Origin of the sequence: Taklimakanibacter lacteus (assembly GCA_003576695.1) — a bacterium.
GTDB lineage: Bacteria > Pseudomonadota > Alphaproteobacteria > Rhizobiales > Aestuariivirgaceae > Taklimakanibacter > Taklimakanibacter lacteus.
Map to the genome: position 1 here is coordinate 314,415 of QOZQ01000005.1, position 22,507 is coordinate 336,921.

Here is a 22,507-nt window from a genome sequence, read left to right on the forward strand (position 1 = left end):
ATGAGGCGCCAGGGATCTCGGCAAGGGCCTGTGGCTCAAAATACTGAAGGACCTGGATTTGAAGGAGGATAAATAGTGTTGCGCTATCCCGTTATTCTCAAGAAAGACAGCAATGACACCCTCCTGGTCACGGCACCGGACTTCCCCGAGCTTGTCACTTTCGGCGAAAACAAGGCCGAGGCTCTTGCCCGGGCTGTCGATGCTCTTGCGACCGTCATCCAGGGCCGGATCAGCGACAGAGAAAAGATCCCGAAACCTTCCAAGGCGAAACGCGGTCAGTTTTATGTGAATTTTTCCACACTGATCGCAGCAAAACTGGCCCTCTACGATCTGATGATCAAGACGGAAACGCGGAAAGCCGACCTCGCCCGCAAGCTCGGCGTCCATGCTCCCCAGATCGACCGGCTGCTCGACCTCGATCATGATTCTCGCCTCGATCAGATCGATAGCGCGGTGCGCGCTCTGGGCAAGGAGCTGGAAATCCGGATAGTCGAGGCGGCGTAGAACGAGCTACTCCGCGATCACCTTGCGGATGAGCGCAAAAAGATCGCCCGTCTTGATGGGCTTGCGCAAATAGGCGATGTGATCCTTGCGGATCTCGGCCTGCACCTTGGCGGTCTGATCGGCGGTGACGGCGATGGCGGGTATGGCATGGCCGGCCGCGCGCCTGATCGCGGCGATGGCGTCGGTGCCGGTCCCCTGATCGAGATGATAATCGGCGATGATCAGGTCCGGCGTCTTCTCCAGGCTCTGCAGGGTCTCGAGCGCCTCGCCGATCGACACCGCCGGGATGGCGCGCATGCCCCTTTCCTGCAGGAGCTCCATCATGCCCTCGAGAATGGCGAGGTCGTTCTCGATGACGATGGCGGTGAAGCTCGCAAGGTCGACCGGCAGGCGCTCGGCCGATGCCTTATGCTCCACCCGGCGCGGCGGCGCGCATAGCGGCAACTCGATGGAGAAGCATGATCCCCTGCCGATGACGGATCTGACGGCGATCGGGTGATCGAGCAGCCGGGCAATGCGCCTGACAATGGCAAGCCCCAGCCCCGCCCCTTTCGGGGTATCCGGCACGTCCTGGTTGAGCCGCCGGAACTCCTCGAAGATGAAATCCCGCTTGTCGGCCGGGATGCCGGGCCCCGTATCCCACACTTCGACCGAGATCATCCCACCGCGCCGGCGCGCCCCGACAAGGACGCCGCCCCGCGTCGTATAGCGGACGGCGTTGGATACCAGGTTCTGGATGATCTGGCGCAGCAGCCGAGCATCGCTCAAGCCGTATAGTCCCGAGGGCATGCAGCGCAATCTCAGCTGCTTCTGATCGGCCAGCGGCTGGAACTCGGCCGCAAGCGTCGTCAGTATCTCGGCCACCGACAAGGGCACGATATTGGCCTCGACGCTGCCGCTGTCGTAGCGCGAAATGTCGAGCAGCGTGCCCAGCACTTCCTCGACCGAGCCGAAGGCCTTGTCGACCTTGCCGGCGAAATGCTGCTGGCGCAGATCGAGACCGGTGCCGCCGAGCAGCGAGAGGAAGATCCGCGCCGCATTGAGCGGCTGCAGCACGTCATGGCTGGCGGCGGCGAGGAAGCGCGTCTTGCTCTTGGTCAGCTCCTCGGCCGTGTCGCGCGCCTTGATCAGCTCGACCTCGATGGCCCGCCGCTCGATCACCTCGCGGGTGAGCTCGGCCGTGCGCTCCTCGACCCGCTGCTCCAGCGTCTCCTTCGCCTCGCGCAAGGCGGCGCTGGCGCGGCGCTCCTCGGTGACGTCGGCAAAGCTCACCACGATGCCGCCATCCGGCATGACATTGCCGCTGACGCTCAATATGGATCCATCGCTCTTGCCGAGCTCGATCGAATCGAGATCGGCCGAAGGCGCGCGCAGCCAGCCCGATACCGCCGCGACGCCGGCACCGTCATGAACGAAAACCGATTTGCCCGCCCACTCCCATATGCGCTCGAAGCTGGCGAGCGGCGTCACCAGGCGCAGGGGCAGGCTCAGGAGATCGATGAAGCGGTGGTTCCACGCCTTGAGGCGCAGATCGCTCGCGAACATGCAGATGCCCTGCGGCAGATGATCGAGCGTCGCCTGCAGGATCTTCGACTGCTCATCGAGCTCGCGCTCGCGCCTGAGCCGCTCGGCACGGACGATGTCGGTGATGTCGGTCTGGAAGACCACCGTCGCCCCGGTGTCGGTCTTCTTGTTGGACACCTGGATCCAGCGGTCCTGGGACAGCTTCTGGATGAAGGCGGCATGCGGCTTGCGGAACAGATCGATGCGGGCGGCGCGCCAGGCCTCGGGCGAGCGGTGCTGATCGAGCACGAGGTGCCGGCTCTGCGAGAAGAATTCGGCAATGCGGGGAAACGGTGTCCCCGGCGCAAGCCGCGTCTCGATGTCCGGCAGGAGCGCGCGGAACGGGGTGTTGCACATCACCAGCTCCTCGGCATCGTTGAACAAGGCGAAGCCTTCGCTCACCGCCTCGATCGCCGATGTCAGGTTCTGCTTGGCCTCCTCGGCGTCGTCGCGGGCATCCTCGAGCCTGGCATAGGCGTCGGAAAGATCTTCCAGCGTGCGCTTGAGGTCGCTGGTGCGGGCGCTCACCTGGCCTTCCAGAACGATCGCGGTCTGGAACAGCGAAAAGCCGTTGCCGGAAAAATCGGTCGAGCGCTCGACCCGGCCCATCAGCGCGCGGTTGATCTTCTCCAGCTTGCGCAGACGCTCCTCCAGGGGCTCGGCTGGCTCATGCGCAGGGCGGCGGACGGTCATGCGGTCCGCCGTTCATCACCCTTGCGCTTCGCCCTGCCGATGGCGACGCCGGTGAATGTCTGATTGACATGCATCGAGCGGTATTGCTCGCCATAGGTGCTGAAGCCGACCACACCGTGGCGCTTGAGCACTTGCGAGACATCCAGGCTCTTCTGCTTCTGCTCGGCCTCGAGGCGGCGCAGGATGCAGTCAAATCCCAGGATGAGATCGAGCGCGCCAAGCTCGGCGGCGAGCCTGGTCAGGGCGGCATCGAGATTCCTTGCCATATCATCGCCATCCGCGACGGTCAGCACGAGACCCTCATCGATGCCGCAATAGAAACGCAACGACCCGTCCGCCTCCACCTTCTGTATCGAGCGCACATGATACTCGCCGCCGACCCTGACGACGACCGGATAGGCGGCGAAAGTCATCGGGTTGAGCTCGCGCGCGTCGAGGCCGACCATCTTCGCGTAAGCCGGCGCCGCCGGCTCGGCATTGATCTCCATGACCAGGCGGCGGACCGGATCGGCCTCGGTCACCACCATCTTCTTGTCGGTCGGCCGGAAGTGATCGAGCTTGAACACGGTGAAGGGACAGCTCGTCTCGATCAGGGCGAGGACAGCGGCATTGGTATGGAAGGCGCCATGAGCGAAGACCCAGGTGACGCCGAAATCCAGACCGTCGCCGGCCGAGCCGCCGAACAACGGGACGGGATCGAGGAAGCGGCTGATCGAGGAGACGACCAGCTCCTCCTGCCGGCTCATGCCGTCGATGAGAAGCATGCCGAAAATCTGGTGCGGAACCGAGCGCACCGTAAGGGGGGCGATGTCCAGATCGGCAAACAGGTCCTGCACCACTTCGCTGCCGCGCTCCATGCGGAACCGGTCGAGACCGCAAATGAGGCTTATGCTGGCCTTGTAGTCGTCGCGCCCGAAGCTGACCGCCGTTATGGTGTTCTCGCGATAGCCTTCGGAGGTGATCTCGCCCGCGGTGGTGCAGCCGATCACCTCGACGCCCGGAAATTCGACGGCAATGGCCCGGGCCAGGCTCGGGCGGTCGTAGCTCGGCGAGGCGAAGAAGACGACAAGAGCCATCTCCGGCTGGTCGATCCTGTATGCGAGCTCGCGCACCGCTTCGGCCGGATCGACGGCTGCGGAAAACCCGCGCTTAGCCGGCATGGCGCTGTTCCGCCTGGGTGAAGGCTTCCGGATGATCGACGATCAATCCCTGCAGCTTGAGCTTCTGCATGATGAGCACGGCCTGGGTGCGGTTGTGGATGGCGAGCTTCTTGAAGATGGAGGTGATGTGCGCCTTGACGGTGGTCTCGACGATGTCGAGCTCATAGGCGATCTGCTTGTTGAGCTTGCCCTCGCAAATGAGGCTCAGGACCTTGTATTGCTGCGGGGTGAGCTCACGCAGCCGGGCGAGGATTTCGAGCTCGCGATTGCGCGAGGCCTGGGAGGTGGAGACGGCCCAATCGCCGCCGGCGCTGAAATATTCCTGCCCGTCGATCAATTGCCTGACCGCGGCAATGATGTTCTCGCGCTTCTCGCTTTTGTTGATGAAGCCGGAGGCGCCGAGGTCGCGGATCTGGCGGACGATCTCATCCCCCGACAGGGAAGAAATGATGCAAAGCGGCGTGCGGGGACTGGCCGCCCGCAGGCCGACCACCCCTTCGAAACCGGTCGTATCGGGCATCTTGAGGTCGAGCAGAATGAGATCGGGCCTGATTCCCTGATCCAATGCCCGCCGCGCCGAGGCGATCGAATCGGCCGTTTCGACCTGCGCCGCCGGAAAAGCCGCATGCAGCGCCGCCTCCAGCGCCTCCAGGAAGAGCGGATGATCATCGACGATCAGGAAAAGCGGCGACTGCATGGAACCAGTTTGCACGGTGGAGGAGCTGAGACAAGCGCGCCCGGAAGGGGGGAAGCCGCAATTATCGTAAATGATCCGTCAATGCCCATCGGGTTGAATATTGCCTCGGTGTTCACGGTTGCGGAATGCCCTCCGCCATTTTCACTACTCTCTCAATTTGTCCGTCGGGTACCCAGTATTCTTAGAGCAAATTGACCCCAAAGCACAATTTCCGGATGTCCGTTACTTGCTCCTCGCCTGAAATATCTCAAGTTTTCACTGCATTTAAGGAAGGTTATCCGCGTTTCACTTGGCGTTCGTTAGAGGATACTCGGTAGTTTTTCGCTCGGATAGTTGGTGGACGGTAACTTCCAAATGACCCGGCGCAACAATATTGGGAAAGACTGCCGCGGGGTGGCCGCCCTTGAATTTGCCATCGTGGCCCCGGTCCTGCTGCTCATCCTGCTCGGCATCGCCGCCTATGGCATCTATTTCAGCGCGGTCTCCAGCCTGCAGGAGCTCACCGCCGATGCGGCCCGCGCATCGGTCGCCGGCCTGACGGACACCGAGCGCCAGTCGATCGTCACCACCTATGTCGCCCAATCGAGCCCACAATACCGGCTGCTGCAAAGCCATCCGATCACGGTCACCACAGCGCCCTTTCCCGGCGATCCCACCCGCTACACGGTGACGCTCAGGACCGACATCTCCAACCTGCCGCTTCAGGTGCAGAGCGGCATCATCCCCATGCCTTCGTCCCTCATTCAACGGACGGCGGTCGTGCGCATCGGAGGATATTGAATGAACTTCCGGAACAGGCTCGGATCGCTGTCGCGGTCGGAGGACGGTACGGTTGCGATCATTTCGGCCATCGTCATGACCGTGATGATCGGCTTTGCCGCCATCGCCGTGGATGTCGCCTCCATCCATTTTGACAACCGGCGGCTGCAGGGCGCCACCGATCTTGCCGCCATTGCGGCCGCCAGCAATACGGCCAATGCCACCCAGGCGGCGAGCGCGACCTTCACCGACAATGGCGGCTGGGTGCTCAACTCGCTCACCGTCGAAACCGGAAACTACGACCCCAGCTCGACCAAGCCGCTCGACCAGCGCTTCGTGGCCGACCAGCTGCCGATCAACGCGGCGCGCGTCGTGGCGCGCGCCGATTCACCCATCTATTTCGCGCGCATCTTCCAGAGCAATGACGTCGGCATCGCGGCGAGCGCGATCGCCACCCGGCCGGCCGAAGCGGCTTTCTCGATCGGATCGCGGCTCCTGTCGCTCGAAGGCGGCATCATTAACGCCATCCTCGGCCAGATGCTGGGCGGCAACGTCAATCTGCGCGTCATGGACTACCGCTCGCTTGCCGATGTCGATATCGACCTCCTGAAATTCATGGATCAGCTGGCAATCGAGGCCGATATCGAGGCAGGTACCTATCAGCAGGTGCTCGACGCCGATCTCACGGCGGGCAATATCCTGTCCGCCATGGCCAGGACGGCGCGCACCGACAGCAATCTCGATGCCGCCGAGGCGCTCGAGGACCTGGCGCAGGCATTGAGCGGCAGCACACCGGTCGACCTCACCCGCCTGCTCAGCATCGGCAAGGCCGCCAATGCGCAGATCGGCACATCGTCGCAATATGGGCTCGCCGCGGCGGTGAATGCCCTGCAGATGGTCAACGCGCTGGCGCTCGTGTCCAATGGCACGCATCAGGTCGATGTCGATCTCGGCGCCACCATCCCCGGCCTCACCAACACGCAGCTCAGCCTGGTGATCGGCGAGCCGCCGCAGGGCACGTCCTGGATCACGGTGGGCGAGAAAGGTGCTTTCGTGCGCACCGCGCAGACCCGCATCAAGCTCACCGTCGAGGTGGGCGGAACGGGACTGCTCGCCGCGACCAAGATCAGGCTGCCGATCTTCATCGATGTGGCCTATGCCGAAGGCCGCCTCGCCGCCGTCACCTGCGGCGCCACGCCGGCGACCCACCAGGTCACCGTCGCCACCCAGCCCGGCATTCTCAACACCTGGATCGGCGAAGTCACCAACTTCACCGCCGTGAACGAGACACCCTCCGTCAATGCAGCCCAGCTCGTCGACGTTGCCGGGCTCGTACGCATCAGCGGCAGCGCCCATATCAATGTCGGCAACATGTCGGCGCAAAATCTCGTCTTCAGCGCCACCGACATCTCCAATCGCACCTACAAGACGGCGGTGACGCAGAACTACACACAGTCGCTGGTCACATCCCTGGCCGAGAACCTCAATCTCAGCGTCAACGTCCTCAATCTCCCCGATCTGCTGGGCCTTCTGGCGAACCAGTACAAGGCGCTGGTGCGCTCCCTCCTGCTGCCGGTCACGCCGGCGCTCGACACGATCGTCTACACGACCCTCACTACGCTCGGCATCAGGCTCGGCGAAGCCGACGTCACGGTGCATGGCGTGCGCTGCAACAATCCGGTCGTGGTCCAATAGGTCACGGCCGCGCGACTGCGGCCTTCTTCCGGACCTGGAGCAAATCCCGCCAAAGTTGAAGGCTCTGGCGAATACCTAGCGCGTCGCTGCGGAAAGATTCCGGCAGAAGGCCCTGAGCTGGGCCGCGGCCGACAGACGCTGATCCGCGTCGCGAGTCATGCGCGCGACGATGGTGACGGCGGCGCATATCTCGTCGTCCCAGTTGATGATCGGCGCGGCGATGCCGACATATTGGGGAACGAAGGTGCCGAGCGTCATGGCATAGCCCTGCTCGCGCACCGTGCGGATGATGTCGGCGACGTCGAAATTAATGGACCTCTCGAGCTCGCCTTCCTTCTGCATCTCGGCCGTGACGAAGGGCCCGGTGACACGGTCGGGCAAGTAGGCGAGGAAGACATTGCCGGTCGCCGAGCGCAGCAACGGGAAAACCGACCCCAGGACATCGGGAGATATGAGCGAATCGGCGATGCGCTGCCAACGCACCGCGATCGGTCCCTGATGGCTCCACACCGAGACATGCGCCGGCATCCCGACCTGCTCGACGAGATCCTCGAGCTGATCGCTGACCCGGTTGACGACATCGATGCGGCGGATGGCCGAGGCACCCAGACGGAGGGCAAAAGGCCCAAGATCGTATTTGCCGGAACGCTTCTGCTGCGCGACGAGGCCGCCCGCCACCAGGCTATGGAGATAGCGGTGCGCCTTGCTGGGCGCCATGTTGCAGGCACTGCCGATTTCCTTGAGCGACATGGGTCCCTTGGCCAGGGCCAGGGCCTTGAGAACCGTCATTCCAATGTCGACTGATTGAATGCCGCCGTGATCCCGGCCCGGTGCCGGCGTTGCGTCAGCAAAATCCAGCGCCGCAAGCGCGGCGGATACCTCAGGGTCATGCCGGTTCATGGTTCCTCCCGAACCATTCTCCTGAGCTTACCCCCGCAAGCCCGTATCGATTACCTATGAATTCTAGGTAAGCGCGCTTAATAATATATGTATTTTTCGAATTTGCCAGCAGGTTCAAAGATAATCTTCCCAGATATTTGGCGGTCTGCGCCTTAAATACTATCCGGAAAATGAGCTGCACTAGTTGAAAAATTTCAGATGCTTAATGTTGCTTCTGCGATACTAGTTGTGCCACCTCAAACTTAAGCGTGTATTTGAAATTCATTTGAACCAATCCCTCTGAAACCTGTCCGGACAGGTTTCAGAGGGCCCTGGCTCGCGCCCGCAAGAGGAATTGCGCCAGCATCAGGAGCGCCAGCGAAGTCAACAAAACCGCCGTGCCGATGGCGTTGATCTCCGGCGTGACGCCGCGGCGGATGGAGGAGAAGACATAGATCGGCAGGGTCGTATTGGGGCCGGCGACGAAGAAGGCGATGATGAAATCCTCGAAGGAAAAGGTGAAGGACAGCAGGAAGCCGGCTAGGATCGAGGGCAGGAGGGCGGGCAGGACCACTTGCCGGAAGGTGGCAAAGGGGGTGGCGTAAAGATCCTCGGAGGCCTCGACGAGGCTGCGGTCCATGCCGGCAAGACGCGCCCTGATGATGAGGACGACCACCGCCAGGTTGAACAGGACATGCGCGGCGATGACGGTCCACAGGCCCATCTGCAAACGCGCCATGCCGACCGCCTCGAGCGCCGGATTGACGGCATCGAATACGGTGACGAAGGCGATGAGGGTCGAGATGCCGATCACCACGCCCGGCACCATGATCGCGACATAGATCAGCGCATCGAAGAGCTGGCGCAGCCATCCCCGCATCCGCTCGAGGCCGAGCGCGCACAAGGTGCCGACAACGGTGGCGATGACGGCCGTCGACCCGGCGATCATGAGGCTCGTCACCAGCGCCTTGGTGACGATCGGGTTGGTGAAGGCCCGACCATACCAATCGAGCGAGAAGCCCTGCCAGTCCATCGCATAACGCCCGGCATTGAAGGAGAAGAACACGATCAGCGCGATCGGGGCATAGAGGAAGACATAGATGAAGGCGGCGTAGAGGCGCAAGCTCATGGCTACACCAAAGCGGCGCGGCGCGTGTCGCCGCGGCTCAACACGAAGCGCATATAGACCGCGATGGTGACGAACATGATCGCGACCAGGGCGGTCGAGACCGCCGCTCCGAACGGCCAATTGCGCGATTGCAGAAAGAGATCGACCAGCGCATTGCCGATGAAGAACACTTTGCCGCCGCCCAAAAGCTGCGGCAGGATATATTCACCCATCAGCAGGATGAAGACCAGCATCGAGCCGGTGGCCACGCCCGGCAGCGACAAGGGCAAGGTCACCTGCCAGAAGGTGCGGGGCGCATCGGCGCCGAGATCGGCGGACGCCTCGAGCAGGCGCTTGTCGAGCTTCTCGAGGCTGACATAGATGGGCAGCACCATCAGGGGCAGGAAGCCATAGACGGCGCCGATGAGCACCGCCCAGGGGGTGTTGATGATGCGCACATCGGTCATGCCGATCCAGGCGAGCCAGCTCGGAATGCCTTTCGAGCCCAGGATCATGATCCAGGCATAGTAGCGCAGCAGTTGGCTGGTCCAGAACGGCACGATCACCAGCACGAGGAGCAGCGTGCGCAGCCTCTCATTCGCCTTCACCGCCAGGAAATAGGCCAGCGGATAGGCGAACAGCACCGTCAGCAGCGTGCCGAGAGGAGCGAGGGTCAGAGTATTGATGAATGCCTGCCCGCGCGCCGGGAGATTCGCGTAGTTGTCGAATGTGAAGGCTGGCGCATAGCCGCCGGCTTCGGCGCGCGCGCCGAAGGAATAGATAATGACGACGATGAGCGGCAGGATGAGCAGGAAGAGAAAGAACAGCCCAGCCGGCGCCACCAGCAAGGTGGTGACGACTTTCGATCGGGAGGATGGCAAGGAGGCGGCCATGCAGCTTGATCAAAGCCTCCTCTCCCGTGCTTCTGCACGGGAGAGGAGCAATGGCGGTCACGCCGACTTGAAACGCGCCATGATCTCGGCGCGCAGCGGATTGGTGAGCGTCGCCGCGGCGCCGAATTCGAGATTGGTCAGAAGATCGGCGGCCGGATAGAGGATCGGATTCTCCAGCATCTCCTTGGGCACCAGCTTGTTGGTGCGCGCATCGGTCGAGGGGTAGCCATGCGCCTGCACTTCCTTGGCATTGATCTCGGGCGTCAACAGCCAGTCGATCAGCGCATAGGCGGCTTCCTTGTTGGGGGCGCCCTTCGGGATGGCAAAGTAGTCCGTCCAGATCTCGCCGCCCTCCTTGCCGATCACATACTCCATCTCCGGGAGGTCACGCTTGAGCTGCACCCCGTCGCCGGTCCAGCATACCGACATCCAGGCATCGCCATTGCGCATCGAGGGCTGGTAGTCGGAATTGATGGCGAACAGATGCGGCTTCGCCTCGAGCATCAGCTTCTCGGCCTCGCCCAGCTGCTTCTCGTCATTCGAATTGAAGGAATAGCCGAAATATTTGAGCGCGTTGCCGATGGTGGTGAGCTGGTAGTCATGCACCATGACGCGGCCGGTAAGCGGGCCTTTCGTCAGGTCCCAGAATTCCTTCCAGCTCGCCGGCTTCTGCGTCACATTCTTGGTGTTGATGACGAAGCCGGTGGTGCCCCAGTCCTTGGGCACCGCATAGACCGTGCCGTCGACCGCGCCTTCCGAGGTGAAACGCTGGTCCTGCGTCGCGGGGTCGTAATTGGGCAAGAGCTTGAGATCGAGCGGCTCGATGAGGTCGAGCCCCTTATAGGTGGTGATCGTGTAGTTGGTCGGCACGAAGACGTCCCAGCCGGTCGATCCCGCCTGGAGCTTCGCCAGCATCTCCTCATTGGAGCCGAACACATTCATGTTGATGGTGACGCCGGTCTTCTTGGTGAAGGCGTCGAGATTTTCCTGGTTGTGGTAATTGGGCCAGGTGGTGAGGTTCACCGTGCCCGACAGTGCGGCATAGGCCTTGCGCGGGCGCAAGCCCGGCATGGCGGTGCCGAGCACCGCGGTCGCCAGTCCCAGACCCGTCACGCCGAGAAAGTGGCGGCGCGTGACCGAGCCTTTCTGAAAGCGGCGCAGCTCGTCGAGAAATTTCTGCGGCGTGATGATCTTGTTGTCCGACATCGTTTCCTCCTGTTGTCCCTCGGCCTGCCTAATCCTTTATGAGAACAAGGGCGGCATCGGGCGGCCAGCCGATTGCCACTCTGTCGCCGATCTCGAAGGCCCGAGCCTGGTTGCCCTGACGAGGACTTCTCACCATGAACTCGCCCAGGCGGTCATGCGCCACGAGATATTCCGTCTGCTCGCCGAGAAAGATACGGTTGAGCACCTTCGCCTCGGCCCGAAAGGCAATCTGGTTGGGCAGGTCGCGCTCCGCCGCGGCAAGCCTGATACGTTCCGGGCGCACGCTCACCAGCACGGCATCGCCTTGCCGCGGCGGTGCCGTCGACCTGGACGCGCGGCCCGCCGTCTTCATGCCGTCGACCAGGGCAACCTTGATCAGGCCGTCGCTTGCCTGGCCGGCGGTCCCGGCGAAGAAATTCGATTTGCCGACGAAATCCGCCACATAGCCATTGACCGGCTCGTCATAGAGCTCGCGCGGCGTGCCGGCCTGCACCAGCCTGCCGTCCTTCATGATGCAGACGCGATCCGACATGGAGAGCGCCTCTTCCTGATCGTGTGTCACCAGCAGGAAAGTGATGCCGACATTGCGCTGCAGGTTCTGCAGCTCGATCTGCATGTCATGGCGAAGCTTACGGTCGAGCGCCGCCAGCGGCTCATCGAGAAGAAGCACCGCCGGCCGGTTGATCAAAGCGCGCGCCAGGGCCACGCGCTGCTGCTGGCCGCCCGACAATTCCCAGATGCGCCTCGCGCCATAGCCGGAAAGCCTGACCATCGACAATGCCTCGTCGACCGCCTTGGCGATGCCCTCGCGCGGCGGCCTCGGCGAGCGCTGGCGCAAGCCATAGGACACATTGTCGGCGACATTCAGATGCGGGAACAGCGCATAATGCTGGAACACCATATTGACGGGGCGCCGATAGGCGGGAACGCCGGTGACATTGTCGCCGCGAATGAATACCTCGCCGGCGCTTGGCTGCTCGAAGCCCGCCATCATGCGCAGGCAGGTGGTCTTGCCGCAGCCCGAAGGTCCGAGCAGCGAGACGAACGAGCCTTTGGACAGGTCGAGGTCGACCTTGTCGACAGCCACCACGTCGCCATAGCGCTTGGATACGCCGCGAAACGAAATATCCGGAATGGCGGCCGGCTTCGTCATTGGCGTGGCGCGTCCCTGGCGATCATCTCGAAACTCTACAGCCGGTCTGGCGCCTGAGATAAGGGTGCCGGGCATCAACTTTCATCGCTGGCGTTATATCCCACATTCGCTAAAATGATCGCAGCAGCATGCTGAACTGTATATATCCTAAATGGGATAGGCGGAATGAGGGGCATCGGCGACAAGGCCTGGAATGACAGCCTCGCGGCAACCATCGGCGCCATCGGCACGGCGGATTTCGCCCGGCTCCTGATCGAGGCGCTGAAGCATGTCGTTCCCTTCAATTATTCGGTGATCTTCGCCTATTGCGGCAGCGCCCGGCCGATCGACCTCCATGACAGTTTCCCGGCGGCGAAACGGCGCATCTTCGTCGATGACTACCAGGCCGGTCCCTATCTGCTCGATCCCTTGTTCATCGCGCGGCCCGAGGCCTGGGGGCCGGGGCCGCACCGCGTCGCCGACCTGGCGCCGGACAGGTTCCCGCAGAGCCAGTACTTCCAGTCCTACTACGTTCAGACCGGGCTCTCCGAGGAGATCGCTTTCTTCGCCCGGATCAACCACAAAACGCGCGTCGTGATCTCGCTGATGCGCGATGCGGCGCGGCTGCCGGCCTTCGCCACACGGGAAAGAAAACGGCTGGCGAGCGTCGCCGGACTGGTCGCGGCGGCTTCGGCGCAAAACTGGAAAGACATCGAGGATCGCTTCTCCGGCAGCCGGCGCGACCGCGAGGTCGAGGAGGCCGAGCGCATCCTGGCATCGGCCTTCCACCAGTTCGGCGAGGGCAAGCTCACCCACCGCGAAGCCGAGATCGCCGAACTGGTGCTCAAGGGTAACTCCTCCGAGGCGATCGGCAAGAAGCTCGGCATCGCCACCGGAACCGTGCGCATACATCGCAAGAACATCTATCTGAAGCTCGGCATCTCGTCCCAGGGAGAGCTGTTCTCGCGCTTCGTCGCCTCGATCCCCCGGGCGCTGCCGCCCACAGGCGCGCGCGACGGGAACTGAAGATTCAAGTCGTTTTGGGCACGACAGGCCGGCCCCCGACGCATTAGGCTCCGGCCATGGAAAACACCCGCCCCGCCCTCGACACCAACCAGATGTCCAAGCAGGTTTCGGCCCATGGCCGGCGCGCCGGCGGCCGCGAGGGCCGGCGGATCATGCGCGGCAAGGCCGTTCCCTCCTTCCCCACGCTTCAGCGCAACATCCCGGTCTATGAGATCGTGCCCGACGAGGCGATCGAGCTCATCCACGACGAGTCGCTGAAAATCCTGGAAGAGGTCGGCTGCGAATTCCGCGACGCCGAAGCGATCGCCATGTGGAAAAAGGCAGGCGCCGATGTGCGCGAGACAAGGGTGCGCATCGATCGCGCCCTGCTCATGCAGCTCGTAGGCCGGATCCCGTCCGAATTCGTCCAGCATGCGCGCAATCCGGAGCGCTCGGTGACCATCGGCGGCAAGAACTCGGTCTTCGTGCCGATGTATGGCGCGCCCTATGTGCGCGATCTCGACAACGAGCGGCGCTACGGATCGCTCGAGGATCTGAATAATTTCCACAAGCTCGCCTACATGTCGCCGACGCTGCATTCATCGAGCTCGATCATCTGCGAGCCGATGGAGATCGCGGTGCCGAAGCGGCATCTGCACATCATCCATTCGGCGCTCAAATTTTCCGACAAGCCGTTCATGGGCATCGTCACCGCGAAAGAGCGCGCCGAGGATGTGATGAAGATGGCCGGCATCGTGTTCGGCGAGGATTTCGTGCGCGACAACACCGTCGTCGTGTCGATCACCAATTGCAACTCGCCGCTGGTCTGGGATGCGACGATGCTCGATGCGCTGAAAGTCTATTCGGCGCATAACCAGCCCTGCATCCTGGCGCCCTTCGCGCTGTGCGGAGCTTCCACATCGGCCTCTTCCGTCGGCGCCGTCGCGCAAGTCAATGCCGAGGCGCTGGCCGGCCTTGCCTTCACGCAACTGGTGCGGCCGGGGAGTCCCCAGATCTACGGCCAGTTCATGGTCACCGTCGACATGAAGTCGGGCGCCCCGATGGGCGGTACGCCCGAAGCCGCGCAGATGATGTATCTGATGGGCGCGCTGGCGCGGAAATACAAGCTGCCCTGGCGCACTTCGGGCTTCCATGTCGGCTCGAAGCTCAATGACGCCCAGGCCGGCTATGAAGCGAACATGCTGATGCACGCCGCCATATTGTCGGGCGCCAACTACATCTGGCATGCGGCCGGGTGGCTGGAAGCGGGCCTGTGCGCCGGCTATTCGAAATTCGTCACCGATACCGAGCAGCTCGCCTCCTGGTACAAATATGCGCAAGGCCTGTCCTTCGCCGATTTCAAGGATGCCATGCAGGCGGTGCGCGAAGTGGGGCCGGCCGGGCATTTCCTCGGCACCCAGCATACGCTCGAGCATTTCGAGAGCGCCTTCTTCATGCCGAGCATCATGGATTTCAATTCCTTCGAGCAATGGTCGGCGGAGGGCGCCAAGGACCATGATTTGCGCGGGCGCGAAAAAGCGCGCGCCATGCTCGCCAATTACGAAGAGCCGAAGCTCGATGACGCTATCGATGAGGCCCTGCGCGATTTCATCGCCAGACGCGAGCGGGAGCTTCCCAACAGCGTGAACTAGCGCAACTGCCCGATCGTTTTCTGGAAGAATGCTTCGGCCCGCCGGCGATGCTCCGGCACGACGGCCTGGTGCAGGCGCGGGAACACCTTCTGTGCCTCTATGAATTCATTGTCGATGAAGGCGAGCACGGGTTCGGGCAGCGGGCCCTCTCCCAATTCGCGGGTGACGGCCTTGCGGGCCATGAGATCATCGACGATCTCGATGACCGACGGTGGCGCATCGCAACCGTGGAGCAGCGTCGGGAAATGCATGGGCGCCACCGCCTCTTCCGGATTGTGGCGCAGCCAGCGCAGCGCTGCGGCCGGGCGGAGCGCATAGAATATCTTCTTCTGCGCCACGATGCGGCCGTCGCCGACATGCCGGCGCCTCTGGTCCTCGCCCATATGCAGATAGTGGCGGGCGATCATGTGCCGGTCGGCGACGCCGCGGGCAAGGTCGAGGAATTCCGCGCAGAATGCCGCATCGGCGCCATAGATGATGGGAGATGTCAGCCATTCGACGATGACGGCGTTGCCCTTCAGCAGAAGCTTGAGGGCCTTGCCGAGGTCCCAGCCATTGACGTCGAGCACCGCATCCATTGGCGTCTCGATGACATCGCGGGGCTGCCACAGGGACAGATAGTGCACGAGCGGCCGGACAAAGACGAAGCGACAGTCATAGTCGCTGTCGGGCGAGGGGAATCCCCAGGCCCGGCTGCCGCTTTCGATTGCCAAGGGGATCGCGACCTGGTGGTCGCGGCGAATATCGGCGAGCCGCGCCTCTATCCGCGCGACAACCGCCAAATCCATCCCCGCTCCTATGGCCCTGATCACTGATCCCCCGGCAATTGCACCCCGCATGATGCAGTGGCAAGGTCCTATCATGCCGGACACCAGCAGGACAGATGAGCGAAATCGGGACTTCGGCTTTGCCGATCCGCTCGATGCGCCGATCCCCTATCTGCAAAGGATACGCGACTATTATTCAGGCCTGGGCTATGGCGCGCCCTATCAATGGGCACATTATGCCGATGTGCCTTTCACGCGGCTTGCCAGGCCTTTGCGGGAAAGCCGCATCGCGCTGATCACGACGGCAGCGCCCTATCAGCCCGACAAGGGTGATCAGGGACCGGGCGCTCCCTATAATGCGGCGGCGAAATTCTACCAGGTCTATTCCGGCGACACCGTGCAGGATCATGATCTGCGCATTTCGCACATCGCCATCGACCGCGCCCATACGACGGCGGAAGATCAGGGCAGCTACTTTCCGCTCAAAGCGCTGCGCCGCGCCCGGCAAGAAGGGCTGATCGGCGCGCTGGCCCAACGCTTTCATGGCGCGCCCACCAATCGCAGCCATCGCACGACGCTCGAGATCGATTGCCCGGAAATCGTGCGGCGATGCCAGGCGGATGGAGCGGAGGCGGCCGTGCTCGTGCCCAACTGCCCGGTCTGCCATCAGACGGTGAGCCTCGCCGCGCGGGCGCTCGAGGAGAGCGACATCGCCACCGTCATCATGGGATCGGCGAAAGACATCGTCGAACATGTCGGCGTGCCGCGCCTGCTGTTCACGGATTTTCCGCTCGGCAATTCGGCCGGCCGGCCGCAAGACCCCGCATCGCAGGATCTCACCTTGCGTCTCGCGCTCGAGCTCCTCGAAGCCGCCCCCGCCGCCCGCACCACCGTGCAGTCGCCGTTGCGCTGGAGCGCATCGCCCGCATGGAAGCTCGATTACTCCAATATCGAGCGACTATCTGCGGAAGAGATCGCGCGCCGGCGTGCCGCGTTCGACGCCCAGAAAGCCGTTGCCAAGACTTTAAAATGAGAAAAAATGGGCGGGGGCAGACTGGGCGCAACCATTCACCTTGTCTGCCCCCTGGTGCATGGGGGGAACCCAAGAGCACCTGAAGTTTGCGCAACTGCCTTTTGAGGAGATGGGAGGAACCCCAATCGAACACATTGCGATGCAATATCCATAGCAATGGCCATGCCAGATGCCTGGCAAGGGCTGGAATATTTTATATCTATTTGATATTGCTTAGTAATTTTATTTTCGACTTGCGCGAGCCCTGAAACCGCAGCGGGCGTCGTTGCACTTTCATTGTGCAGTGCAGCGCCCGTTCAGGCAGCAGTCGCCCGCCACTGCGGAATTTTTGATCAAACGGGCCTTGATGTCCTGAGCCACTTGCCGAAGCGGTCCATCGCCTCCGCCAGCTTGGCCGGATCGCGCAGGAAGCACATGCGCAGGAAGCCTTCGCCCCCCGGTCCGAAAGTTCCGCCGGGGGCAAAGCCTACTCCCGCCTCGTCGATGATACGCAAGGTTGTGGCGAGCGAGTCCTTCATGCCCGCGATGGCAAAGAACATATAGAAGGCGCCGCGCGGCAGCTCGAAACGGATCTGCGCATGCTCGCGCAAGGACGCCGCGACGAGATCACGGTTGGCGCGCGCCCTGGCGACCTGCTCGGCGACAAAGTCCTCGCCGATATCGAGGGCGACCGCGCAGCCCTGCTGCAGGAAAGCCGCGGTGCCGGAGGTGTTGTACTGGATGATACGCTCGATGGCGGCACCCACCGCCTTCGGCGCCTGCAGCCAGCCGACCCTCCATCCGGTCATCGCCCAGTTCTTGGAGAAAGTGTTGGCGAGGAGAAGCTGCTCCTCCGTATCGCAGATATCGAGGAAGGATGGCGCCCGGGTCTCACCGGCCTTGCCGTAATAGAAGCGCGAATAGACCTCATCGCCGACGATCCACAGGCCGCGCTTGCGGCATTCATCGCGCACCGCCTTCAGATCATCGAGGCTCGCCGTCCAGCCCAGGGGATTGGACGGCGAATTGAGCACGATCGCCTTGCTGCGGGGCGTGATGGCGGAAAAAAGCCTGTCGAGATCGAGATGCCAGCTTCCATTGGCGAAATCGAGCGGCACCTCGACGGGACGCGCGCCGGAAAGACGCATGGGACCTGCATAATTGGGCCAGGCCGGCGTCGGCAGCACGATCTCATCGCCCTCGCCCGCGATCATCTGCAGGATGGTCTGGATCGCCTGCATGCCGCCACCGGTGACGAAGAAATTCTCCGCGTCGAATGGGCGGCCGTAATGGCGGGTGTGATAGCGCGCCAGCGCTGCCCGCAAGGGCGGGATGCCGCGCTGCCAGGTATAGAAGGTCTCGCCCTTGAGCAGGCTGTCGATGGCCGGGCGGCAAAAGGCCTCCGGTGTGGGCACATTGCCCTCGCCCGACCAGACCGGGATGATGCCGGCCCGCCCGATGCCATGATTGACCGCGGAGATGATGCCGGAATCGGGCTCATCGCGGCTGGCCCGGGTGATGGCATCGAGGAGGGTCTGGGCGGAGGGCATGTCCATGCGGCGGTCCTTTAGCAAAAAGAACCCGGGTGTCGACCACCCGGGTTCGCTGAGCAGGATTGTGAAACTTGCCTACTTCTTGTTGACGAGAGCGTCGCGGATTTCGCCCAGCAGCTTCTCGGAGGGCGTCGGTGCCGGGGGCGGCGCCGGCGGCTCGGCCTTGCGCATCCGGTTGGCAACCTTGACCAACTGGAACAGAACGAAGGCGACGATCAGGAAATTGATCAGCACGGTGAGGAAGCTTCCATAGGCAAAGATAGCACCCTGTTCCTTGGCAGCGGTCAATGTCGGCGCGGTCACATTTGGGGAGAGGCCCCAGAAATAGTTGTTGAAGTCGAGACCGCCGGTAGCCCACCCGACAATCGGCATGATCAGGTCGTCGACAATAGAGGTGACGATTTTGTTAAAGGCGGCGCCGATGATCACGCCGATCGCGAGATCGAAGGCGTTGCCCTTGAAGGCGAAACTCTTGAACTCCTGCCACATGCTGCATCCCCTTCCTGCTGTGCAGACGATGCCCGGTCTAACCCCCGAACAAGGAATTTGTACCTCACTCATGGCGTGGTTGAAAGTCATAGCTGGGCATCGCTAAAGTACCAGAAAAATGACATAAAGCGCGATGTTCTACAGCTGGACCGTCCTGTTCGCGGGTCTCGCCTATGTCGGCCTCCTGTTCGCGGTGGCGAGCTTCGGCGACCGCAAGGCGCGCGGATGGCTGTCCGGAACCCACCGCTCCCTCATCTACGCCCTGTCGCTCGGCGTCTATTGCACCTCCTGGACCTATTTCGGCAGTGTCGGCGTCGCCTCGCGTTCCGGCTTGGACTTCCTGCCCATCTATATCGGACCCATCCTCGTCTTCGTGATCGGCTGGAAACTGCTGCAGACGATCGTCGACATATCGAAGCGGCAGAACATCACCTCGATCGCCGACTTCATCTCGGCGCGCTACGGCAAGAACGAAATGCTGGGCGCCATCGTCGCCCTCATCGCCGCGGTCGGCATCATCCCCTATATCTCGATCCAGCTCAAAGCAGTGTCCTTCGCGCTCGAAACCATGATGACGACGCCGGGCTGGTCGACCGACGGCGCGATGCCGCTCCCGATCACGGAGGACATTGCCTTCTTCGTCACCGTCGCCATGGCCGCCTTCGCCATGCTGTTCGGCACCCGCCATATCGACACGACCGAGCACCAGCACGGGCTGATGATGGCGATCGCGGTCGAATCCATCGTCAAGCTCATCGCCTTCATCGCCGCCGGCCTCTTCATCACCTTTGCCATGATGGGCGGGCCCGCGGCGCTTCTGGACCAGGCCCGCCACGCGCCCGATATCGCACATCTGTTCAGCAAGGGCTTTGCCGGCGGCTCATGGTTCACCCAGACGCTGCTCGCCATGATCGCCATCGTGCTGCTGCCGCGCCAGTTCCACGTCGCGGTGGTCGAGAACGCCGATGCCGGCGACATCAAGCGGGCCGCCTGGCTGTTCCCGCTCTATCTCATCGCCATCAACATCTTCGTCGTGCCGATCGCCATAGCGGGTCTCATCACGTTCAAGCCGGGCATCACCGACGGCGACACTTTCGTGCTGGCGCTGCCGGTGCTCGCCGGCAGCCAGAGCTTCGCCCTCATCGCCTTTCTCGGCGGGCTCTCGGCCGCCACCGCCATGGTCATCGTCGAGGCCGTGGCGCTCTCGATCATGGTCTGCAACAACCTGGTCATGCCGATCATGCTGCGCCGGCACATGGAGCGCGCCCAGATCCATCACGACATGGGCCGCGTGCTGATCACCATAAGGCGCGTCGCCATCGCGGTGATCCTGCTGCTCGCCTACAGCTATTACCGCATGATCGGCTCGACGGCGGCACTTGCCCAGATCGGCCTCATCTCCTTCGCGGCGGTGGCGCAATTCGCCCCGGCCTTCTTCGGCGGCCTCGTCTGGAAGGGTGGCACGGCGAGGGGCGCCATGGCCGGGGTCACGGCGGGCTTCGCGCTATGGGCCTATACGCTGTTCCTGCCGTCCTTCGCGGATGCCGGGTGGATCGACCGGAGCCTCATCACCGAAGGGCCTTTCGGCATCGGCCTGTTCCGGCCGCGCATGCTGTTCAACCTCGCTTTCGACCCCCTCACCCACGGCGTCGTCTGGAGTCTCCTCGTCAATACCGCCGTCTATATCGCGGTCTCGCTGATACGAGCGCCCTCGCGGATCGAGCGGCTGCAGGCCGCCATCTTCGTCACCCGCGATATCCCGCTCGGAACCGCGCCCGGTTTCCGCCTGTGGCGTACTGCTGTCACGGCCGGCGAAGTGGAGGCGACGGTGGCGCGCTATCTCGGTGCCGAACGCACATCCCGCGCCTTCGCCGAAGCGGCGGCTCAGCGCGAGGTCACGCATGACCGCAAGGCCGAGGCCGATATCCGCATGCTGCGTTTCGCCGAGCATCTGCTGGCGAGCGCGGTCGGCACCGCGTCCTCACGCCTTGTGATGGGCCTCCTGCTCGAGCGCCACTCCAAGAACCCGAGGGGCGCGCTGAAGCTCCTCGACGATGCTTCAGCCGCCATCCAGTACAACCGCGATCTCCTGCAGTCGGCCATCGACAATGTCGGCCAGGGCATCGCCGTGTTCGACAGCGAAAGCAAGCTCATCTGCTGGAACGAGCGGTTCTGCGGCCTGCTGGCCTTGCCGGCGGAGATGAGCCGGGTCGGGACGCCGCTCGAGGAGGTCATCGACACCATGCTGCGCTCGGGCGGCATCGAGGCAGCCCGCCTGCCGGAAGCGCGGCTCGACCGGCTGAGCAAGATCACCTCGACGCATCTGCCGGTCATCGAGCATCTGGCCAGGCGCGACATGGTGCTGGAGGTGCATTCGAGCCGGATGCCGGAAGACGGAGGCTATGTGGTGACCTTCACCGACATCACGCAAACGGTCAAGGCGGCAGAGGAGCTCAAGCGCGCCAACGAGACGCTGGAGCGGCGCGTCGAGGAGCGCACTGCCGAGCTCACCCGCCTCAACAGCGAGCTGGCGCATGCCAAATCGGAAGCGGACGCCGCCAATCTCGGCAAGACGAAGTTCATCGCGGCCGCCAGCCACGACATCCTGCAACCGCTCAATGCGGCGCGCCTGTTCACCGCGAGCCTCGTCGAGCGCAAGGTGCGCGGCCGGGAAGGCGAGCTGGTGCGCAATGTCGATGCCTCGCTGGGCGCGGTCGAGGACATCCTGTCGGCGCTGCTCGACATATCGCGTCTCGATGCCGGCGCGCTCAAGCCCGAGGTCTCGGTATTCCCGATCGACGACCTCCTGAAAGCCCTCAAGCTCGAATTCGCACCCGCCGCCGCCGAGCGCGGACTTACGCTTACCGTCGTCACGTCCTCGCTCGCGGTGAAGACCGACCGCAAGCTCCTGCGCCGGGTGCTGCAGAATCTCGTGTCCAATGCGATCAAATACACGAAGAGCGGACATGTGCTCATGGGTTGCCGCCGCCATGGCAGGAGCCTCAGCATCGAGGTGCATGATACCGGCCCCGGCATCGCCGAACAGAATCGAGCCGTCATCTTCCAGGAGTTCGAGCGCCTCGGCCAAGACAGGGGCATGGAACCGGGACTCGGGCTCGGCCTGTCGATCGTCGAGCGCATCGCCAAGATGATGAAGCATCCCTTGCGCCTGACCTCGCGGCCGGGACGCGGCTCCTGCTTCGCCATCAGAATCCCGGTCGCACCGCGCAGCGAGCTCGCCCAGAGCCCGCCCCAGATAACATCACGGCTCACGAGCCGGATCGGCGGCCTCACCGTCCTCGTCGTCGACAATGAACCGCGGATCCTCGATGCCATGCAGTCGCTGCTCGGCGGCTGGGGAGCGCGCGTCGTGGTGGCGCGCAGCATGGCCGAGGCGGTCGGGCTCTTCGCCGCCGAAAGGGGGGCGATCGATGTCATCCTGGCCGACTATCATCTGCATCGAGACGACGGGCTCGCGCTCATCGAGCGCTTGAGAAGCGAGGCGCGCCGGACGATACCGGCGATCCTCATCACCGCCGACCGCTCGCGGCTGGTGCAGGAACGCGCCGCACTCGCCGGCGCCCAGTATCTGCGCAAGCCGGTGCGCCCGGCGGCCCTGCGCGCCGCGCTGGCGCAATTCGCCGCTCAGGCGCAGGCGGCGGAATAGCATCGGACCAAAAAGTTCATGGTCGCCCTACGAGGCGACCATCCAGTTTTATGAGCGCGTGATCAGACGGAAA

General features: G+C 63.1%; 18 protein-coding genes. 7 read left to right on the forward strand and 11 right to left on the reverse strand.

The window, feature by feature from the left end; all coding sequences use genetic code 11:
- Nucleotides 1-75: 75 nt before the first annotated feature.
- The gene (locus tag DT068_RS12095; protein WP_119390089.1) at nucleotides 76-504 is read left to right on the forward strand and encodes a type II toxin-antitoxin system HicB family antitoxin; all 429 of its coding nucleotides are present in this window, start codon (nucleotides 76-78) and stop codon (nucleotides 502-504) included.
- Nucleotides 505-510: 6 nt separating this feature from the next.
- On the opposite strand, the gene DT068_RS12100 is transcribed toward DT068_RS12095, so the two are convergent.
- The 3 genes from DT068_RS12100 to DT068_RS12110 are packed head-to-tail and all read right to left on the reverse strand — an operon-like array spanning nucleotide 511 to nucleotide 4,617.
- Nucleotides 511-2,760, reverse strand: a complete 2,250-nt coding sequence (locus DT068_RS12100; RefSeq protein ID WP_119390090.1) for a hybrid sensor histidine kinase/response regulator — start codon at nucleotides 2,758-2,760, stop codon at nucleotides 511-513.
- Nucleotides 2,757-3,920, reverse strand: a complete 1,164-nt coding sequence (gene nosP, locus DT068_RS12105) for a nitric oxide-sensing protein NosP (protein WP_119390091.1) — start codon at nucleotides 3,918-3,920, stop codon at nucleotides 2,757-2,759. The genes DT068_RS12100 and nosP overlap by 4 nt, the downstream gene beginning before the upstream one ends.
- Entirely contained in the window at nucleotides 3,910-4,617 is a 708-nt protein-coding gene (locus tag DT068_RS12110) for a response regulator (protein ID WP_119390092.1), read from the reverse strand. Before DT068_RS12110 ends, nosP begins: the two co-directional genes overlap by 11 nt.
- Before the next feature lie 393 nt (nucleotides 4,618-5,010).
- On the opposite strand from DT068_RS12110, the gene DT068_RS12115 reads away from it, so the two are divergent.
- Both DT068_RS12115 and DT068_RS12120 read left to right on the forward strand, forming a co-directional pair.
- On the forward strand, nucleotides 5,011-5,397 hold the full coding sequence (locus DT068_RS12115; RefSeq protein ID WP_162914159.1) for a TadE family protein: 387 nt from the start codon (nucleotides 5,011-5,013) through the stop codon (nucleotides 5,395-5,397).
- Entirely contained in the window at nucleotides 5,398-7,071 is a 1,674-nt protein-coding gene (locus tag DT068_RS12120) for a TadG family pilus assembly protein (protein WP_119390094.1), read from the forward strand. It abuts the gene before it with no gap.
- Between the two features lie 75 nt (nucleotides 7,072-7,146).
- On the opposite strand, the gene DT068_RS12125 is transcribed toward DT068_RS12120, so the two are convergent.
- The 5 genes from DT068_RS12125 to DT068_RS12145 all read right to left on the reverse strand — a co-directional run bounded on the left by DT068_RS12125 (nucleotide 7,147) and on the right by DT068_RS12145 (nucleotide 12,310).
- Nucleotides 7,147-7,971, reverse strand: coding sequence for an IclR family transcriptional regulator (locus DT068_RS12125; RefSeq protein ID WP_119390095.1), 825 nt, complete (start codon nucleotides 7,969-7,971; stop codon nucleotides 7,147-7,149).
- 301 nt (nucleotides 7,972-8,272) lie between these two features.
- The gene (locus tag DT068_RS12130; RefSeq protein WP_119390263.1) at nucleotides 8,273-9,073 is read right to left on the reverse strand and encodes an ABC transporter permease; all 801 of its coding nucleotides are present in this window, start codon (nucleotides 9,071-9,073) and stop codon (nucleotides 8,273-8,275) included.
- An 8-nt stretch (nucleotides 9,074-9,081) separates the two neighbouring features.
- Complete coding sequence (locus DT068_RS12135) at nucleotides 9,082-9,951, reverse strand: ABC transporter permease (protein ID WP_119390096.1); 870 nt, start codon at nucleotides 9,949-9,951, stop codon at nucleotides 9,082-9,084.
- Nucleotides 9,952-10,008: 57 nt separating this feature from the next.
- On the reverse strand, nucleotides 10,009-11,157 hold the full coding sequence (locus DT068_RS12140; RefSeq protein ID WP_119390097.1) for an ABC transporter substrate-binding protein: 1,149 nt from the start codon (nucleotides 11,155-11,157) through the stop codon (nucleotides 10,009-10,011).
- Nucleotides 11,158-11,185: 28 nt separating this feature from the next.
- Nucleotides 11,186-12,310, reverse strand: a complete 1,125-nt coding sequence (locus DT068_RS12145; protein WP_119390098.1) for an ABC transporter ATP-binding protein — start codon at nucleotides 12,308-12,310, stop codon at nucleotides 11,186-11,188.
- A 165-nt stretch (nucleotides 12,311-12,475) separates the two neighbouring features.
- On the opposite strand from DT068_RS12145, the gene DT068_RS12150 reads away from it, so the two are divergent.
- Nucleotides 12,476-13,315 (forward strand): helix-turn-helix transcriptional regulator, encoded by an 840-nt coding sequence (locus DT068_RS12150; RefSeq protein WP_119390099.1) that lies wholly within the window; start codon nucleotides 12,476-12,478, stop codon nucleotides 13,313-13,315.
- Nucleotides 13,316-13,407: 92 nt separating this feature from the next.
- Nucleotides 13,408-14,946 carry a trimethylamine methyltransferase family protein gene (locus DT068_RS12155; protein ID WP_119390100.1) on the forward strand — a complete coding sequence of 513 codons (1,539 nt, stop codon included), beginning with the start codon at nucleotides 13,408-13,410 and terminating at the stop codon, nucleotides 14,944-14,946.
- Here DT068_RS12155 and DT068_RS12160 read toward each other — a convergent pair.
- A complete protein-coding gene (locus tag DT068_RS12160; RefSeq protein ID WP_119390101.1) occupies nucleotides 14,943-15,734 on the reverse strand; it encodes a nucleotidyltransferase domain-containing protein in 792 nt (263 codons plus the stop codon). The genes DT068_RS12155 and DT068_RS12160 overlap by 4 nt on opposite strands.
- Before the next feature lie 73 nt (nucleotides 15,735-15,807).
- Here DT068_RS12160 and DT068_RS12165 point away from each other — a divergent pair, with 73 nt between their 5' ends.
- Nucleotides 15,808-16,746 carry a glycine/sarcosine/betaine reductase selenoprotein B family protein gene (locus DT068_RS12165; RefSeq protein ID WP_119390102.1) on the forward strand — a complete coding sequence of 313 codons (939 nt, stop codon included), beginning with the start codon at nucleotides 15,808-15,810 and terminating at the stop codon, nucleotides 16,744-16,746.
- Nucleotides 16,747-17,078: 332 nt separating this feature from the next.
- Here the strand turns inward: DT068_RS12165 and DT068_RS12170 are convergent, their stop codons facing one another.
- Together DT068_RS12170 and mscL are read right to left on the reverse strand one after the other, a co-directional pair.
- Complete coding sequence (locus DT068_RS12170; protein WP_368904689.1) at nucleotides 17,079-18,281, reverse strand: pyridoxal phosphate-dependent aminotransferase; 1,203 nt, start codon at nucleotides 18,279-18,281, stop codon at nucleotides 17,079-17,081.
- Between the two features lie 72 nt (nucleotides 18,282-18,353).
- Nucleotides 18,354-18,767: a large conductance mechanosensitive channel protein MscL gene (gene mscL, locus DT068_RS12175; RefSeq protein ID WP_119390103.1), complete on the reverse strand. Its 414-nt coding sequence runs from the start codon at nucleotides 18,765-18,767 to the stop codon at nucleotides 18,354-18,356.
- Between the two features lie 133 nt (nucleotides 18,768-18,900).
- Between mscL and DT068_RS12180 the strand changes: the two genes are divergently transcribed.
- Complete coding sequence (locus tag DT068_RS12180) at nucleotides 18,901-22,434, forward strand: hybrid sensor histidine kinase/response regulator (protein ID WP_119390104.1); 3,534 nt, start codon at nucleotides 18,901-18,903, stop codon at nucleotides 22,432-22,434.
- Nucleotides 22,435-22,507 lie beyond the last annotated feature (73 nt).